This window comes from Phyllobacterium zundukense, from assembly GCF_002764115.1.
GTDB classification, from domain to species: Bacteria; Pseudomonadota; Alphaproteobacteria; order Rhizobiales; family Rhizobiaceae; genus Phyllobacterium; species Phyllobacterium zundukense.
This window is the reverse complement of the sequence record NZ_CP017943.1, coordinates 187,380-203,870: the sequence shown is the minus strand read 5'-3', so window position 1 is coordinate 203,870 and position 16,491 is coordinate 187,380. Positions and strand designations below refer to the sequence as shown.

Genomic DNA, 16,491 nt, shown 5'->3' with positions numbered 1-16,491 from the left:
CTAGACGGTTTCCTTTTGAGCAACAGGCTTGGTGGCCGCCGCGTTCTCTTCGGCATAGCGGCTTTCGCGGAACGGAAGTCCGAGATTTTCGCGCAAGGTCGCTCCCGGCAGGACAGAACGGTGGTAACCGCGGCTTTCGAGAACGGGCAGCACGTCACGCACGAAATCGTCGAGCCCTGCCGCGAGAATCTGGAAGCCGAGGATGAAGCCGTCCGCAGCGTCATTGTCGATCCAGCGGATCAGTTCCTCGGCGATCTTTTCCGGCGTGCCGGTGAAGGAATTGCGGGGTGTCGTGACCTCAAGCGCCACCTCACGCAAGGTCTGCCCCTTCGCCTTCGCGTCACGTTTTATGCGATCGGTGGTTGAACGAAAATTGTTCTTGCCGATATCCCCAAGCTCCGGAAACGGCGCGTCGAGCGGATAGGCACTGAAATCATGATGATCGAAGAAACGTCCCAGATAAGCCAGCGCCTCGTCGATCGTAACCAGATCGCGGATTTCGCGGTATTTCGCATCGGCCTCTTCTTCCGTTGCGCCAACGATAGGCGAGATACCGGGGAAAATCAGAACTTCATCGGGATTGCGGCCATGCGCCTTCGCGCTGTCCTTGATGCGGCGGTAGAAGATCTGTGCGTCCTCTATCGGCACATGATTGGTGAAGACCCCATCGGCGTGCTTGCCAGCCAGATCAATGCCATCATCCGAGGATCCAGCCTGGAAAACGACCGGCTGGCCCTGCAACGAGCGGCCGATATTAAGCGGTCCTTCTGAATTGAAGAAACGGCCATGGTGGTTCAGCTTGTGCAGTTTGGACTTGTCGTAGAATTGACCGGTGGCGCGGTCGCGAATGAAGGCGTCGTCGTCCCATGAGTCCCAAAGGCCCTTGACCACATCGAGATGCTCTTCCGCAATCTCGTAGCGAAGGGCATGGTCGGGATGGTCGCGACCGTAGTTCTTACCTGATCCTTCGAGCGGAGATGTAACGGCATTCCACCCAGCACGCCCGTTGCTGATCTTGTCGATCGATCCGAACTGCCGTGCAACGGTGAACGGGTCACTATAGGAGGTGGACAACGTGCCGACCAGGCCGAGTTTCGATGTCGTGGCGGCGAGCGCCGACAGGATCGCGATGGGTTCGAAACGGTTGAGAAAATGTGGAATGGACTTTTCATTGATATAGAGCCCATCCGCAATGAAGGCGAAGGCAATGCCGGCAGCTTCAGCCTTTTTGGCCTGTTCTACATAGAAGTTGAAGTTGACGCTCGCATCCGGCGGCGAGCTCGGATGCTTCCATGAGTTCATATGGCCGCCAGGGCCTTGCAGCATCACCCCGAACCGAACAGATTTCTTAACCATCTGATTTCTCCTTGTTACGCGGCGACCGCGTATTGGGCCTGCGCCAGAAGTTCGATCGACGCCAGTCGTCGCGCCGCATCGTTGATAGGTGTGTCGATGATGAATTCACTGATGCCGTAGCGCTCGTGCAGATGGTCAAGGTCAGCAATGACCTTGCGTGCAGAACCGCGAATGACGTTGGGAATTTTCTTCTCGATGCGGTAATCGCGCGCTCCGGACTGCCGGGCATATTCCTTGGCCTGCTCGACACTGCCAACCGTCACGCTCTGCCCACCATTCACATGAACCTTGAAATGCTCAAGATTGCCCGCAAGCCGTTCTGCCTCAGCGTCCGTTTCCGCGGCCACCACACCGACAGCAAGAATTGGTCTGCCGTCAGGCGCTTTCTCCCTGTAGGCATCCAGTGTCTGCCTTAAGACTTCTTCATCACCGTTGAGATGGCTGGCGAACACAAAGGCCCATCCCTGCGCTGCGGCAAGCTCAGCACTGTCGACACTCGCTCCGAGCAGGAAACGCTGGACCGAAACAGCAGGCACCGGGGTAGCCTTCACGCCTGCCAGCGGATGAACCGATGGCAGCGTATCGTCGAGAAATGCACTGAGCTGCGCGAGCTGGGCGGCAAAATCCGGCTTTTCCGGGCGGGCGAGCAGTCCTTGCAGCGCACGGGTCGAAAATGGCAAGCCGCCAGGTGCTTTCCCGACACCGAGATCAATCCGGTCAGGGGCAAGAGCTGCCAGAACATTGAAATTTTCCGCGACTTTGTAGGGGCTATAGTGCTGCAGCATCACCCCGCCGGAACCAATACGGATGCGCGATGTATTTGCCGCCAGAAAAGCGATCAACACCTCAGGTGACGAACTCGCAACGCCTGATGTATCGTGGTGCTCGGCTACCCAGAACCGGTGAAAACCCCATTTCTCGGCCTGTTTGGCGAGTGCCACCGTGCGTTTTAACGCAATACTCGCCGTTTGGCCGTCAAAAATCGGGCTCTTGTCGAGCAGACTGAGTGCATAACCCATTTTGAGAAGTCGCCTCCGTAAGGTGAAAGCGCTCAACCGCGATGGGATGAACGCGTCGTGTCAGAGCCACCCAGATTTCCCCGTATTGGGCTCATCGTCAAAGAAAGCCTTGCTAAAATTCTGACGAACCTCAGAAATAAATCACCCAAGTATGGCCGCGAAAAATTGCACGGTGGCCTGTTTTCGGATTCGACGGACCCTGCTGAACCAAGTCCTTGGAGATGGACAAGCGGCCAGGGCAAAGGCTTAGCTACTCACAAGATCGGCTCACGTCTTTCGTCACCGACCTAAGAAGAATTTCTTAGCGTTACGGGACCTATATCGCATTGACAACCATACCACTCCATGGTCGTTTCTCGACCGGGCAACTGGGGAATTGCAATGACTGATATCAAGTATCGAGAGCCACAAGCTGGGCAATTTAAAATCCGGCGAGATGGAAGTTCATGGATCGTCCTTCGGACAGCCAATCACGAATCTATGAGGAATGACGCCGCCAAGAAATTCCCTTCCAGTCCGCCTGCCGATACAGACAACGACCGGACAAATGACGCCCTAAAGCCGATCCTTGGTGGCAGATTTCCAATAGGTGACTAACATAGCGGGCCTAGCATGAAGCGCGCACGACTTTCGAATTTCCTCCGGCAGCGACGCTTGATCCGAAAGCTTGCCCGCCAATCGGCCCGTCGGCGTGGAACAGTGGCTTGGATGTATCGCGATTACGTCTGCACCTTAGCGAAAGACGCAGAAAGTGGTCTATTTATTGGAGGTGTTGCAGGGATCGATCATGGCCCAACGCTTTCGGACGAAAACGCGGACGCATTGCGAACAGCAATCCATCATGTAGTCGATACCCATTTAGATGTTGATGCCGCGCCTCAGGAGGATGGCAAGATCGGTGAAAAACATGCTTCGCCAGATCCAGATCAATCGCGGTAATTTCCCTGTCGAACGCTATCGACTTCTCGTGGCGGTTGCAATCACCCCCACTATGGCAGGGTGGATGCCGCCGAGGGCATCCACCCCAACTAAAACGGCCTGTCGGCGGCCTGCTGCTAGGTGTTTGCCGCTCAAGTCCGGTGTCATTGCGTGCCCAGAGGGCGCGTTTTTGCTATCATGCATTCACATGAGAACTTTCACCCCCATTACTTCTCCGGTCAGCGCTCTGCGGTATGTATCACGCAGAGGGCAAGCCTGATGTACACCGGTATCGTTAAAGCGGTCAGGCCGCTCGCAGCCGTTAAAGCTCATCTTGGGCACACCGAATTTACCATCGACTTCACAGACGAACTCATTACCGATCTGAAGACTGGAGCCAGCGTCAGCGTCGAGGGCACGTGCATGAGCGTGACCGGGGTTTCTGGTACCCGCGTGACTTTTGAGGCAATGGCCGCGACCCTAGACCGCACAAATCTGCGACGCTTCAAGACCGGAGACTCGGTAAATATTGAGCGCTCGGCGAAAATGACGGACGAAATCGGCGGCCATATCATGGCGGGGCACATTGCCACGATCGCTGAGGTGGTGGAGTTCGAGAGCGTTCTTGGGTGAAACGGGTGATCGATGCTCAGAGGCGAATCCGGGAGGCAGTGTCAGATTGCGTTGCGAGACGAATGGGCGAAGGTGACATCTTGCATTTTTCTCATGGCGGGGTTGGCACGCTCTTTCTATGCGACCTCATGAGTGAACCAATATCCAGGAAACGTGGGCAACCTATATCGGGCTGCTGCTGCTTTGCATTCGAGGCAGAAACCAGAACGTTGATTCACGGCTGGCAAGATATCGGAGAAAACGAACTGAAACTTCAATATGAATTCAAAATCACACGCTCAACGGAGGCCGCGATTGGCAGAATTCGATCATCGTCACCGTGGGCACCGACTACTTGAATGCCAAGCGGGAGTCCCTCTGCGCCTTTCATGCCGCTAACATTTACAACAGGTAGATGAAGCAACGTCCAAAGCCTGTTAAATTCTGACGACCCGGTACTTTCCAGGCCGATTGGCGCCTCCCCCGGGGCGCTTGGGGTAATAATCGCATCGAAAGCGGAAAACAGCTCAGCTACGGCCTCGCGAGCGGCCACGGCGACGGCCAGCGAAGCTCCGTAGTTCTCATCCGATTGCGCCGCATTTTCATCGAGGAAAGCTGCAAGGCGATCGCTCAGCTTGCTGCCGTGGAACTCTCGTTCTTCCGCTAGAGCGCGTACGGCCTCATACCCCATGATCGCCTCGTGAAGTTGGTGAGCCTGCTGCAGGATATCTGGAAGTTCGAGGCGTGCGACGTGCGCTCCGGCGAGCTTCATTGAGGTTGTGACGCTGCCCAGCGCCTCAATGCATCCGGACGATGCCACCGCCCCTTGCCAGCCAGAACAGATGCCGAGCCGCAATGCGCGTGGATCCACTTCCCCTATCGGTGATCGGCCGAGGATGGTAGACGCAACAAATGTCAGGTCGGACACAGTCGCCGCGAATAGCCCAACCGTGTCGAGTGACGGGGCAAGAAGTTTCACGCCGGACATCGGCAAGAGATCATACGAGGGCTTGTAGGCGGCGACACCACAAAAGGCCGCAGGCCGAATGACTGATCCGGCCGTCTGCGTGCCGAGTGCGAAGGCAGCCATCCCCGCAGCGACGGCTGCGGCGGATCCCGACGATGATCCTCCGGGCGTTCGTGTCAAATCGTGAGGGTTTCTGGTCGCGCTCGCCTTGAACAACGCAAACTCGGCCAATGTCGTTTTCCCCACGAGATTCGCTCCGGCATTCCTTGCGAGCGTGACACTGGCGGCGTCTTGCGTTGGTCGATGACCTTGGTAAATCGACGATCCGCACGCCGTAGAGAAATCGGTCGTATCAAAATTGTCCTTCGCGGCGAAAGGAAGCCCTCGCAACGGTCCGCTCGCCGTAAGGCTGGCAATTCGGGCAGTCTCGAAATCCGCTTCGACGAAAGCCTGCACCTGAGGCTCCAACTCGGCATAAGCCTTGTACGCCTCCTTGATGAAATGCTCGGGGGCGATTCGACCGGCCGCGATATCGGCTGCAATCTGGACGGCGCTCAACATGTGACCAACTCCGCTGCGGCATGTCCAACGGCTTCAAATGCGGGCGCGGAGGCAATCAGTTCCTGGCTATAGGCATGCTTTGGATCGCTAATCACCGCACGCGCTGGCCCCTGCTCCACGATGCGTCCGCGGTGCATGACGGCGATCTCATCGGCAATAAAACTAATGACATCGAGATCGTGCCCTATGAACAGAAGCGACAGACGTCTGGATTTCTGTAGATTTTTAAGAAGCTGCAGGACTTGGAATTGCACATGCACATCGAGAGCCGAGACGATTTCATCGCAGATCAGTAACGTCGGCTCCGACATCAAGGCGCGGGCAATACACACCCTCTGTCGCTGTCCGCCGCTCAGCTGGTGCGGAAACCGACGAAGCAGGCCCTCATCGAGGCCCACCTCGTTGAGACCGGATGCAATACGAGCTGCCACCCCTTCAGGTGGCCGGAGCGAAAGCGTAGAAAACGGCTCTCTGAGAGCCTGCTCGATCGTCAGCCTGGGGTTCAACGCTCCATAGGGGTTCTGCAATACGATCTGACATTGGCGCCTGAGGTCCTCTGATAGCCGCCAACCCTCAGCAGCGAGAGATCGAGCGAACATTCTAACGTCCCCGCCAGTGGGCTTCAGCAATCCGACGATCGCTTTGGCGACCGTACTCTTGCCACTGCCGGATTCCCCGATCAAGCCAAGCGTGCGGCCGCGCGAAAGCGAGAACGACACGCCATCAACCGCCTGGACGGATGATTTGAACCATCCCCGGCCGTGATAAGCCGCATGAAGGTTGCTGACCTCAAGGCAGACCTCGGACCGCTGATGGTCAGACGAAGAAGAAAGCGCTGGTTCGCGGAGGCGGCTTCGTGCAGCGACCAACATCCTGGCATAGGGACTTTGCGGCGCTGATAGCACCGCTGCTGCAGAGCCACTCTCGACAAGTTGACCGTCGCGCATAACGATAACGTCGTCCGATATGGAAGAAACCACTGCCAGGTCGTGGGAGATGAAAACCATCGCCATGCCCCGCTGCTTTTGCAGGTGGCGCAGCAGTTTGAGGATCTGCGCCTGCACCGTCACGTCGAGCGCCGTGGTCGGCTCGTCGGCGATGAGGATCGCTGGATTTCCGGCAAGAGCCATCGCAATCATCACGCGCTGTTGCTGACCACCGGACAGTTCGTGCGGGTACCGCCGATATATGATTTCGGGATGCGGCAAGCCCACTTCGTCCAGAAGAGATATTACGCGCGTGCGGGCTTCGGCCGGCGAACAGTTGTTGTGGCGCCTGACCGCCTCAAGCACCTGGTGTCCGACTCGCATCATCGGGTGCAGGCAGGCCATGGGCTCCTGAAACACGATTGCCAGTTCGCCGCCACGCAGGTTTCGCGCCTCTGGTTCGGAGAGGTGCTTGATATCACGACCGCGCAGGAGAATCTGGCTCTTCTCGCTTATGGCTGCCGCCTCAGGCAGAAGGTGCATCAGCGCGAGCGCGGTCAGCGACTTGCCGGAGCCCGACTCTCCGACAATCCCCAAAGTGCGTCCTGCGTCGAGCCGCCAACTGACATCGCTAACCACCGGAGTTGGATTGGGTCCATTCGCGAAGGTGATGGTCAGATTTCGGACATCGAGAAGTGGCGAGCTTGAGTGCATGTCAGTGCTCCGGCCGCGGATCAATCAGCCGCAGCACCAGGTCGGTTGCAAAATTGATCAGGATGACTGCGATCGCCAGGAACAGGACCACGGCCTGAATTAGCGGATAGTCGCGGCCGCTGATCGAGTTGAATGTCAGGCTGCCGATACCGGGCAGCCCGAACAGGACCTCCATCGTAAGTACGCCGCCAATAAAAGAGGCGGAAACAACGCTAATCATCGCCAGAAGGAGCGGCGCTGTCGAAGGCAGAATGTGAGCCAATAGGATCCTGGCTGGGCTTAGACCTTTGGCCCGTGCCGTTCGGATATGCGGAGCGGTGCCGAGTTCCTTCAGTTCCTCATGCAACGGTTTGACGATCTGACCTGCGGCGTCGACACCCAGGATAACGATAGGAACTATGAAGTTTCCGATCACCGGAAGCCATCCTAGCCAAAGCGAAAACACCAGGACGGCGAGGAGGCCTGAGCAGAAAGTAGGCACGGCGATCGACCAGATATTCAGCACATCCACAAGCGGCACAAAAACCGAACGCGGCCATAGAGTCGCCAAAAGTGCAGTCACGACGCCAAGGACCAAACCCAGAAGAACACTGGCCCCGGCCAGCGCCATGGTAACCGGCAAGGCGTTGACCAGAAGATCTGCCGCAGGCACGCGGTAGCGGAGCGAGGAGCCGAGATCGCCCCGCAGCGCGCCAAGCAGCCAGTTTCTGTATTGTTCGAGCCACGAGGCGGTCAGCCCGAGGTCCTCGCGCATGGCCTCGCTCTGCTCCTGAGTCAGGCCGCCCTGGATTGCCAGGACGTCTACCGCGTCGCCGGGAACAACGCGCACCATCAGAAAAACCAGTATCGAGACCGCTGCAATAAGCAGAACGCTACGACCGAGGTGAGACAGGTATGTTGCGACCGCCATCATGCGCGCTTCCTTTCTTGTGTGCCGGAGCGCAACGGGTCGACCAGTGCGCGAACGTGGTTGGCAAGAAGCGCAAGCGCCAGTGTGACTATTGACAGTGCGAAGACCGGTACAATCGCAGCGTGCGGTGCTCGCTCGAACAAAGGCGTCGCATCAGAGATCATCCGGCCCCAGGTTGGTGTATCAGGGGATGCACCTAGACCGAGAAAGCTCAATACGGACTCCGTGACGACACAGCGTGGCAGAATGACTGCCGCCAGCGTCACCAAGGCCCCGATGACATTCGGCAGCGCGTGGCGGTACAAGATACGCCATCGGCTTGCGCCGAGGGTTTTGGCGGCAATGACATAGTCGGCCGCCATCTCCCGCTTCCAGGCAGCTCTCGCGACGTAGGCGAAGTAGGGTGCAAACGAGACGCCAAGCGCCAGGGTGACAGAGCTAAGCCCGGGACCTACGGCCACGACCAGAATCAGGGCAAAGAGGACGTCTGGCAAAGACCGAATAAAGTCGATCACTCCGAACACGGGCACGGCAATCCATCGACCGGTAGCGAGGGCCGCGAGGCCGATGAATGCGCCCAGGAAGAGCGCGGTTACAGTTCCGCCGAGTCCGACGGCGAGGGTCAGCCTGGCCCCATGTATCAAACGCGCAAAGACGTCGCGACCATAGTTGTCGGTCCCGAACCAGAAGTCGGAACTGGGCCCCACGTTTCGGCTTAGAAGGTGTTGCTGGAATGGATCGTGCGCGATCAGTTGTGGACCTACGGCGGCCATGGCGAGGAACAGGACGATAATCACTAGGCTGGCGATCAGCCCACGCGGCAGTTTGAAGATACGTCGTGTCCAATTGCTAGCAGCGCCAGGGAGGCCGAGGACGCGCGACGCGCCCCCGGCCCGTTTGGTTTCGTTTCCAGTCAACGTTTTCACTTCTTGCTCAGCCAGGCATGAGCAAGGCCACCAGCCGCGTAGTGGGGGCTGTAGGTGTAACCGAACTCGAAGCCGTGCACTTCGTTCCTCACTCCGAAGGCCGCCGACGATTGATTGATGACGGTCACGTAGTGCTTGTCCGCAATGATCTTCGCTGCATCCAGATAGAGGTTCTTGCGCGTCTCGAAATCCGGCGTCGTCACCGCTTTCTTGAGAGCGGCGTCAAACTCGGGGTCTTGAATTCCGCCTGTGAAGCGCACGTTCGGTCCGTCGCTTGTCATAACGACATATTGCAGATAGACGTCGGCGCGGGGCCCGGATCCAGCAAGCACGATATCCCAATCATATCGGTCCAGCCTCTGCTGCAGGCCGAGGTCTTCGTAGGGGATGTAGTCGACTTTGAAGCCGAGTGCCCGCACCATTTCGACATAGACCTGATTCTGGGGCAGATCCCACGAGATGATCTCGAGAGTGTGATCTGACGGATTGATTCCCTCCTCGTCCAGAATGCGTCGCGCCGTTGCCAGATCGGCCTTGGCGTGCTTGTCGGCCTTTCGCACGTCTTCGTTGAAATATGCGTTGGTGGGGGATGCCCACTGATTATTGACAATTCCGGATTCGCCTGCTGCGAAACTGGCAATAGTGGCTTTATCAAGCGCATAGACAATGGCCTCGCGGACACGGGGATTGTCGAGTGGCGCGCGGGCCTTGCGGTTGTTGAAGGTGAAATAATCGACGCTGGTCCCTTTTAGATACTCGACGTGAACATCGGTCGTAGCCTTGATGTCTGCGATCGAATCGACATCAATTGATCCGATGTGCAGGTCTCCTGCCCGAAGGGCCAGGCTGCTATCGCCAGCATCGCGCAGGTCGAACTCGACAGCATCGAGATAGGGTAGATCCTCTTGCCAATAATCCGCAAAGGCCGGCGCGCTGAGCTGGACGTTCGGAGCCCATTTGCCGAACAAGAACGGACCGGTGCCGATCGGCTGGGTGATCGTGTCGTTCCAGCCGGTCGATTTCGGCGACAGGATCCACAGCTCTGAAATGAGGTTTAGGAACGGAGCGTAGGGGGCACTCATGCGAACAACAAAAGTGTGTTCGTCAGGCGCCTCAAAACCGGAGGTGAACTTCATCGCGCTCGCCAGCCAGCCACCTTGGACATTGGATTTTACGCGCTCGAAATTGGCCAGGACGTCCGCAGACGTCATCGTGTCGCCGTTGTGGAACTTGACACCTTCACGCAGATGAAACGTGTAGGACAATCCGTCTTCAGACACCTCAAATCTCTCAGCGAGAAAGGGCTTGGCTGTTCCGTCATTGGCGATGCTTGTCAGACCCTCGACGTAGATCTGCTGCACCCCGATGGAGCCGGTATGGCGGTGCGGATCGGCGGTATCCAGGCCAAGGCTGGCGATCTTCAGGACGCCGCCTCTGACTGGTTCGTTGTCCTGTGCCCATACGGTCACCGGCAACGCTGCTGCCGCCAGTGTCAAACCGAGGCCGGATGCAGTTGCCAACAGCATTCGACGGGTCATTCTCGTTGCATTGAGGATCGTCATCATTGTCCTATTCCTGGTTACGTCCGTTGCACGCTCAAGCGCGTTGAAGCGCGCGGCACTGCATGCTTGAGGCCGCGATTCCGAGATGCCGCAAAATGGTCGGGGCGATATCGAGGATGGATGTCGTTTCTTCGCGTTCGGCTGATGCTGAAAACCCTGGGCCACCAATCATCAGGACTGGCGATTGCTCGTAGGCCCCAAGTCCGCCGTGCTGTCCGCGACCCAAACGATCGGACTTGCCGGATAGCGGACGTGCCGCATAACTGCGACCGGGCACCCCAAACTCATTGACTTGCTCATCACTGGCCATCGAGAGAAACAGGGCTAACCCGCGTGTCGATGTCTGGCCGATCTTGCCGAGATCTTCGCCCGCAAACATCTCTCCCGCCCATGGCTGTCGCGAGAGCCGATCGACGAGGGAGGGAACAATCTTGCGACCTTCCTCGGTGGCATAGATCAGGACCGCCGTCCCATTGGGAACCACGATCAGATCGCCTTTGGCGACCGGATCACCAAAGCCGAGTGACGCAATTTCAGCCGACACATCGATCACCGCACGGACGGTCTGATGACCATGATCCGATCCCACCAGCAAAAGGATATCGTCACCAGTCTTCCGAAGGCGATCGACCTGGTCGATCACCATTCCGGCATGCCGATCGGCTTCGTTCAAAGCGGCAATATGTTCTGGCGACCCGAGCGGAACATCATGCTGCGTCGTGTCCGGATGACCCAGCCAGAGCAACGCGAACGCAGGCTGGCGAGCAGTCAGGGCATCGGCGATGAATCGCTCGGTTAAAGCGCGATCGCCAGCCAGGCCTGTGTCAATTTGAAGGGCTTGTGCCGCTGGCTCGGGCTTGCGTTCCGGCCCGAAAGAGCCTGCCCGATGATAGACGTAGCCATTACCATCCGGATCATGTGCGTAGGCGGCCCCCGGCGAAACATTGGAATAGACGATAGTGCCGTCGCGCTCCTTCAGGAGTTCCGCCAGCCCTGGTCGGTCGAGCGACGTGCCGACGACGTGGCGGCGGTGCTGCAGAAAATCCGGATGTCCGGCATCATGGATGACGAAACGATCTTGCTCCAGCAGTGCCAAAGAGTTTCCCTCCAGGCCGTGCTGCGCGGGTGAACATCCGGTGGTAAAACTCGAGGAGCAAACTCGTGTCACCGAAGGCGTCACGCTTCGATGCGCCGCAAACCACTCGGAGCTTTCTCGCAACTGAAGGAGATTGGGGGTGGTATCCTCGCGCACAAAATCGCGCCTTAGGCCATCCAGTATAACGGCGACAACGCGGCGCATTCAGACCTCCACTCCGTTCAGGGCAAAGTCGAAGATGTCGAAATTGCGCAGCGCCGAGGTGCGAGCGCGCTCCATGTGGTCAGCACGCAGGGGGTGCGAGAGAATGAACGGCACGTTCTGCTCGGCGAGCCCACCATGTGATCGTAGACGTTCGCCAGCCAGAGCCGTCAGATCGTGATCGACCGCACGGGCGCCAAGTGCGACGCCGCGCAGACCGATAACTGCGACATCCCCTTCCTTGTCCTCCGGGAGTTCGAAGCGCCTACAGACATCAGCGCGTACCAGCACCTCTTCGATGCCCGGCCAAGCGCGAATGAAAGCGGCGACCTGTTCAGGAGCCAGTCCCTGCCGCTTGAGGTGGACGCGCACGAACCCGCCCAATGCGCCATGATGCCGAACGTATGGATCAGCAATCGGGCAGATTACGCGGGTGCTTCCCTCTCCGTATTCGGCGTCAAGCAGATCACCAAGATAGATGACATTGGGCTCACCCGTCGATGTCGACATGTCGTTCATGCCGTGATCGGCGACGATGCCGACAACGGCCCCATTAGCCAGCAGAGCGGCAATGCGCTTGTCGACGGCCTCCATGAAGTCATCGGCCTCCGGCGTTCCCGGCGCGTGCTTGTGCTGCACATAGTCGGACAAGGACAGGTAGATGAGTTCGGGGGTGCGCTCGGCCAGCAGTTTGATGCCGGCATCAAGGACGTAAAGTGACAGCTCCGCAGAGTACTGATCCGGTGTCGAGCGACCCATCAGTTCAGGCACATTGTCTATGCCGTGTTCGCCCATCGTGCTTTCGGGCGCCTTCTCGGCCGAGAAGGCAATGCCCTGAAGATTGTAGGCGAGCGCCTTGCGCAACTTGTCCTTGGCCGTGACGATCGCCACTCTTGCGCCGTCCTGGGAGAAGCGGCCCAGGATCGTTTCGGCGCGCATCGGCGTGGCGTCGACCATCATGATTTCACGGCCGGTTTCACGATCGATGTAGTAGTTACCGGAGACGCCGTGTATCGCCGGCGGCGCCCCACAAACGATTGAGATGTTGTTCGGATTGGTGAAAGTCGGCATGGCGGCGAGCGCTGTCGAACCGAAGCCCTCGCGACGCATCCTGTCGATCGTAGGGATTCGACCTGCCGTGCTGGCGGCATCCAGATAAGCCAGATCGCACCCGTCGAAACACACAACGACGACCGGCTTGACCGGCCAGCGATAGGTTCTACCATTGATGTGGAGCGAAGGACGATTTTCGGGGTTAGCAGAAGATTTCAATAGCATGGCCGACCATTCGTTATAAAACTGTCATGAAAAACTCATATAGTGATGAGTTTTTACGATTACTGTCGATTATTACTTTCTCTAATCCGCATTATTCTTTTTTATCATCGTAGAGTAAAACGACTTTACTTCCGTTATTATGTGAGAGAATGGAACAGAATGCAGCAACGTCTTCCACCATTGAAAGCGCTTGTAGCGTTCGAGAGCGTCGTGCGGACCGGCAGCGTAACGGCTGCCGCTGAGGAACTGTTCGTGACACACAGTGCTGTCAGCAAGCAGATTGGAGCGCTTGAAATCTGGATTGGCGAACGACTGTTCGCTGAAAACCGGCGCTCGATGGTTCCTACGCCGGCAGCCCAGCAATTGGCCGATAACGTCGGTATGGCGCTGAAGCTGATCTTTCAGTCATTGGGGACGTTCAGTGTCAATGCTGACACCACACCTCTGAGGGTGATCGCACCGGCCACGTTCGCCATGCGTTGGCTGCTGCCGAAGCTGCCCGACTTCCAAGCGCTTAATGAATCCATTCGGGTGCGCGTCCGGCAAACCCATACAACGGAAAACTGGCACGAGATGCCGTTCGATCTGGCCATTCGACGCGGCGGGGCCGTCCCTCCCCATTTGAAATCGGTACCGTTCTTTCGAGAGGAACTTGGTCTTGTGTGCCGTCCAGACCTTATCGACGCGTATGCTGGGGAGCTTCCCAGAGAAATCATCGGGAAATTTCCACTCTTGAAAGCCGATACTCGACCTGGTGAATTGGAAGAATGGCTGCTGTCGGCCGCGGCTCCCATCCATCTAGCTTCTCATGCACGGAGCTTTCCTCACTTCTACATCGCGCTCGAAGCCTCCCTCGGTGGACAAGGTGCTTTGGTGGCACCGATCAAGGTGATTGAAGAAATCCTTCGCAAAGGAGATCTCATCGAGTTGGACCACAATTTGCGACTGAAAGGTCCGAACTATATCGCGCTGTACGATGAGGCCGCATCTGAGGATTCGCCAGCGGTTCTCTTTGCGACATGGCTCAGCACGTTACGATCCAGGTACGAGGATCGCAATTCTGAGGATGCTAAACCATCGCACACGGGGCCAGGAGCGAACGGAATAGCCGTTGGCAACTCATTGTAGCGATACCGCAGGAGCCGACCACCACCTACTTATGTAGGGTTTCTGTTCCGTTGCTACTCAGACCCCGAACCGACCAAGGTGGGCGATTCTGATAGCACGACCAATATCAATACTAAAATAGAGGGGGCTAGGGTTCGCACAAATCCTGAAACCCGCTACGAAATCGGAACCGCTGATTTTTCAGAGAAATTTCTATCGCACAAGTCAGGCGCACAAGTCCGAGTTTCGCGAGCAATTTATGCGACACGGCTGGAGCGGAAGGGACGCGCCACCAGTGGTGCTGATCACCGGCTGACGGAAAGAATATCGATCAGGTCGCTGCCAAAGCGCGTAGACGCTGGCACGGCCAATCCTCAGTGTTCGTGCGATCTCTGCCGGCCCAACACTTTCTGGCGGCGCAAAGGCGTCATTCGCGCGGGGCTGACGAATGCTGCTTTCCCAGGCTTACTGGAAATCGCACAACGGCCTTAAAGGACGCGCGCAATGTTGATGGCGGACCTGAACGAACCACTGCCCGTCGATGATGGCGCCTTCGATTGGATCCTCGCCTCGTTTGACAAGCACTCATCGGAATTCAAACCGTCTCCTCCTCCTCCACAAGGCGGCCGTTTGGTTTGTTCCACGCACCATCCCTTTATGGATCCCAGCTGGCTGGTCCCGACAATTATTTCGAGACCCATTCCTTTAGTGAGACGTGGCAGCGCGGTTGGCAAGGCAATGACGATGCGCTTCCGGTCGCTGCACGCCATGGGCGACCCAGTTAAGTCGGCCGGATTTCAGTTCGATATCCTAAGCGAGCCACAACCCGATCCACGCGCCAGTTCTCTTTTCCCGCAGGCCTCCCAGAGTCTGAAAACCAAGGCGAGATTTCTTCTTCTCGGTCGTAAAATCATGAGGCGAAGTTTTGATGAGTGCAAGCCGCAGCGGGCCAGAGGCGTATCCACTTTACATAAATGCTCAGCCAACCCTGGAGTGGCGTTCCCTACCGATGCCAACGAGGCTCGGCAAGCCGAGATTGGCCCGGAAGCCTCCTTCGAAATATTCCTCATCGATGAGCGAGCGCTTGCGCAACTCGGGAAGAAGACCGTTTAACAGCAAGTCTTCCTGGTCCGGATTGCCGAGCCCGTGTAGAGAAATGACATCCAGTGCATCGGCACGGAAGCGTTCTTCGAGAGCGTCTGCCAGCTGCACGGGTGTGCCGGCGACTGACCAATGGCCGGTTTCCTGGGCCTGGATGATCAGTTCGCGAAGGCTCAGGCCACTCTTTGCAAAGCGGCGGAATATCTCGACCCGGCCGCGGCGGCGATTGACGCTGTCGACCTCAGGAAGCAATCCCCCCGGCAGGCACTTATCGAGTGGCAGATCAGACAGATCAATATCTCCGCCCAGCATGTCGGCAAGCTTTAGACGGCCCTGTTCATAGTCGATCTTTTCATGCTTTTCCCGAACCCGCCGCGCGACATCGGCCTCCGTCTCGCCGATGACAGCGTGGAAGGAATTCATCACCAGCGGAAGATTGGCACCCCGGCCAAAGCTGCGTGCCTGACGCCGAAGTTCCGATACAAAGCTAATAGCGGCGTCGAGCGTCGGCTGCGATGTATAAACAACTTCGGCATAACGCGCTCCGAGCGTGACGCCCTCTGCTGACTGGCCCGCCTGAAACTGTACCGGCCGGCTTTGCGGTGGCGGTGGGACGTTCAACGGGCCCTGAACCTGGAAATGCTCGCCGCGATAATCGATGCGGTGTAACTTCGTCTGATCGATGCTGATCGCTCCGCCAGGGCCTCGGCGGGCAGCTTGCGGATCGTTGGCGTCGAAAAGCGCATTGATCACCTCGATGAATTCGGCGGCCCGGGCATAGCGCTTCGCAGGATCCGGCAGCGCGTCACCACCAAAGTTCTCCTCGCCGACGGAAGACGTTACCGCGTTCCATGCCGCACGGCCACCACTCGCATGATCCAGGGTACCGATCAGGCGAGCCAGATTGTACGGATGATGATACGTGGTCGATACAGTCGCGACGAGGCCAATATGCGAGGTTACCTGGCTCAGCGCGGCAAGGGCAACAATCGGCTCCTGCGTGCCGGTTGTCCCCGCCAGGCCTGCCGGGTCGGCCTGCAGCAGGTCGGCGGTAAACAGACCGGTTATCTTTTCCGCTTCGGCCTTGCGTGCAAGTTCTACCGCACGGCGCGGACCGGTTGTTTGATCGGGGTCGTTGGACGCGAACACGAAATTGCCGGCGCCGACCAATGTTTTCAAGCGGCGTGGGCTGGGGACGGTCATGGTTAAACTCCTTGTTTCATCATGATGGTTTGGA

The 16,491-nt window shown here is 57.8% G+C and carries 13 protein-coding genes and 2 pseudogenes; 5 read left to right on the top strand and 10 right to left on the bottom strand.

The window, feature by feature from the left end:
* Both BLM14_RS26640 and BLM14_RS26635 read right to left on the bottom strand, forming a co-directional pair.
* Nucleotides 1-1,356: an LLM class flavin-dependent oxidoreductase gene (locus BLM14_RS26640; protein ID WP_100003092.1), complete on the bottom strand. Its 1,356-nt coding sequence runs from the start codon at nt 1,354-1,356 to the stop codon at nt 1-3.
* Nucleotides 1,357-1,370: 14 nt separating this feature from the next.
* On the bottom strand, nt 1,371-2,375 hold the full coding sequence (locus BLM14_RS26635; RefSeq protein WP_100003091.1) for an LLM class flavin-dependent oxidoreductase: 1,005 nt from the start codon (nt 2,373-2,375) through the stop codon (nt 1,371-1,373).
* Nucleotides 2,376-3,083: 708 nt separating this feature from the next.
* Here BLM14_RS26635 and BLM14_RS26630 point away from each other — a divergent pair.
* The 3 genes and pseudogenes from BLM14_RS26630 to BLM14_RS32825 all read left to right on the top strand — a co-directional run bounded on the left by BLM14_RS26630 (nt 3,084) and on the right by BLM14_RS32825 (nt 4,264).
* Nucleotides 3,084-3,314 carry a hypothetical protein gene (locus tag BLM14_RS26630; RefSeq protein WP_100003090.1) on the top strand — a complete coding sequence of 77 codons (231 nt, stop codon included), beginning with the start codon at nt 3,084-3,086 and terminating at the stop codon, nt 3,312-3,314.
* 258 nt (nt 3,315-3,572) lie between these two features.
* A pseudogene (locus tag BLM14_RS26625) lies at nt 3,573-3,905 on the top strand (riboflavin synthase); the annotation flags it as partial.
* Nucleotides 3,906-3,988: 83 nt separating this feature from the next.
* Nucleotides 3,989-4,264, top strand: a complete 276-nt coding sequence (locus BLM14_RS32825) for a hypothetical protein (protein ID WP_418314282.1) — start codon at nt 3,989-3,991, stop codon at nt 4,262-4,264.
* On the opposite strand, the gene BLM14_RS26620 is transcribed toward BLM14_RS32825, so the two are convergent.
* Genes BLM14_RS26620 through phnA form a run of 7 tightly spaced genes read right to left on the bottom strand, consistent with a single transcriptional unit; the run spans nt 4,180 to nt 13,046 of the window.
* On the bottom strand, nt 4,180-5,433 hold the full coding sequence (locus BLM14_RS26620) for an amidase (RefSeq protein ID WP_100003088.1): 1,254 nt from the start codon (nt 5,431-5,433) through the stop codon (nt 4,180-4,182). The genes BLM14_RS32825 and BLM14_RS26620 overlap by 85 nt on opposite strands.
* The gene (locus BLM14_RS26615) at nt 5,427-7,073 is read right to left on the bottom strand and encodes a dipeptide ABC transporter ATP-binding protein (RefSeq protein ID WP_100003087.1); all 1,647 of its coding nucleotides are present in this window, start codon (nt 7,071-7,073) and stop codon (nt 5,427-5,429) included. The genes BLM14_RS26620 and BLM14_RS26615 overlap by 7 nt, the downstream gene beginning before the upstream one ends.
* 1 nt (nt 7,074) lies before the next feature.
* Nucleotides 7,075-7,986 (bottom strand): ABC transporter permease, encoded by a 912-nt coding sequence (locus BLM14_RS26610; RefSeq protein ID WP_100003086.1) that lies wholly within the window; start codon nt 7,984-7,986, stop codon nt 7,075-7,077.
* Nucleotides 7,983-8,900 (bottom strand): ABC transporter permease, encoded by a 918-nt coding sequence (locus BLM14_RS26605; RefSeq protein ID WP_207795639.1) that lies wholly within the window; start codon nt 8,898-8,900, stop codon nt 7,983-7,985. Before BLM14_RS26605 ends, BLM14_RS26610 begins: the two co-directional genes overlap by 4 nt.
* A gap of 5 nt (nt 8,901-8,905) precedes the next feature.
* Nucleotides 8,906-10,474, bottom strand: a complete 1,569-nt coding sequence (locus tag BLM14_RS26600) for an ABC transporter substrate-binding protein (protein WP_207795638.1) — start codon at nt 10,472-10,474, stop codon at nt 8,906-8,908.
* Nucleotides 10,475-10,505: 31 nt separating this feature from the next.
* The gene (locus BLM14_RS26595) at nt 10,506-11,771 is read right to left on the bottom strand and encodes an alkaline phosphatase family protein (RefSeq protein WP_100003085.1); all 1,266 of its coding nucleotides are present in this window, start codon (nt 11,769-11,771) and stop codon (nt 10,506-10,508) included.
* Nucleotides 11,772-13,046 carry a phosphonoacetate hydrolase gene (phnA, locus tag BLM14_RS26590; protein ID WP_100003084.1) on the bottom strand — a complete coding sequence of 425 codons (1,275 nt, stop codon included), beginning with the start codon at nt 13,044-13,046 and terminating at the stop codon, nt 11,772-11,774.
* Nucleotides 13,047-13,205: 159 nt separating this feature from the next.
* Between phnA and BLM14_RS26585 the strand changes: the two genes are divergently transcribed.
* Both BLM14_RS26585 and BLM14_RS32820 read left to right on the top strand, forming a co-directional pair.
* A complete protein-coding gene (locus BLM14_RS26585) occupies nt 13,206-14,174 on the top strand; it encodes a LysR family transcriptional regulator (protein WP_162293259.1) in 969 nt (322 codons plus the stop codon).
* 399 nt (nt 14,175-14,573) lie between these two features.
* Nucleotides 14,574-15,069 (top strand): annotated as a pseudogene (locus tag BLM14_RS32820) (SAM-dependent methyltransferase); the annotation flags it as partial.
* Nucleotides 15,070-15,131: 62 nt separating this feature from the next.
* On the opposite strand, the gene BLM14_RS26580 reads toward BLM14_RS32820, so the two are convergent.
* Nucleotides 15,132-16,457: an NtaA/DmoA family FMN-dependent monooxygenase gene (locus BLM14_RS26580; RefSeq protein WP_100003082.1), complete on the bottom strand. Its 1,326-nt coding sequence runs from the start codon at nt 16,455-16,457 to the stop codon at nt 15,132-15,134.
* Between the last annotated feature and the right edge of the window lie 34 nt (nt 16,458-16,491).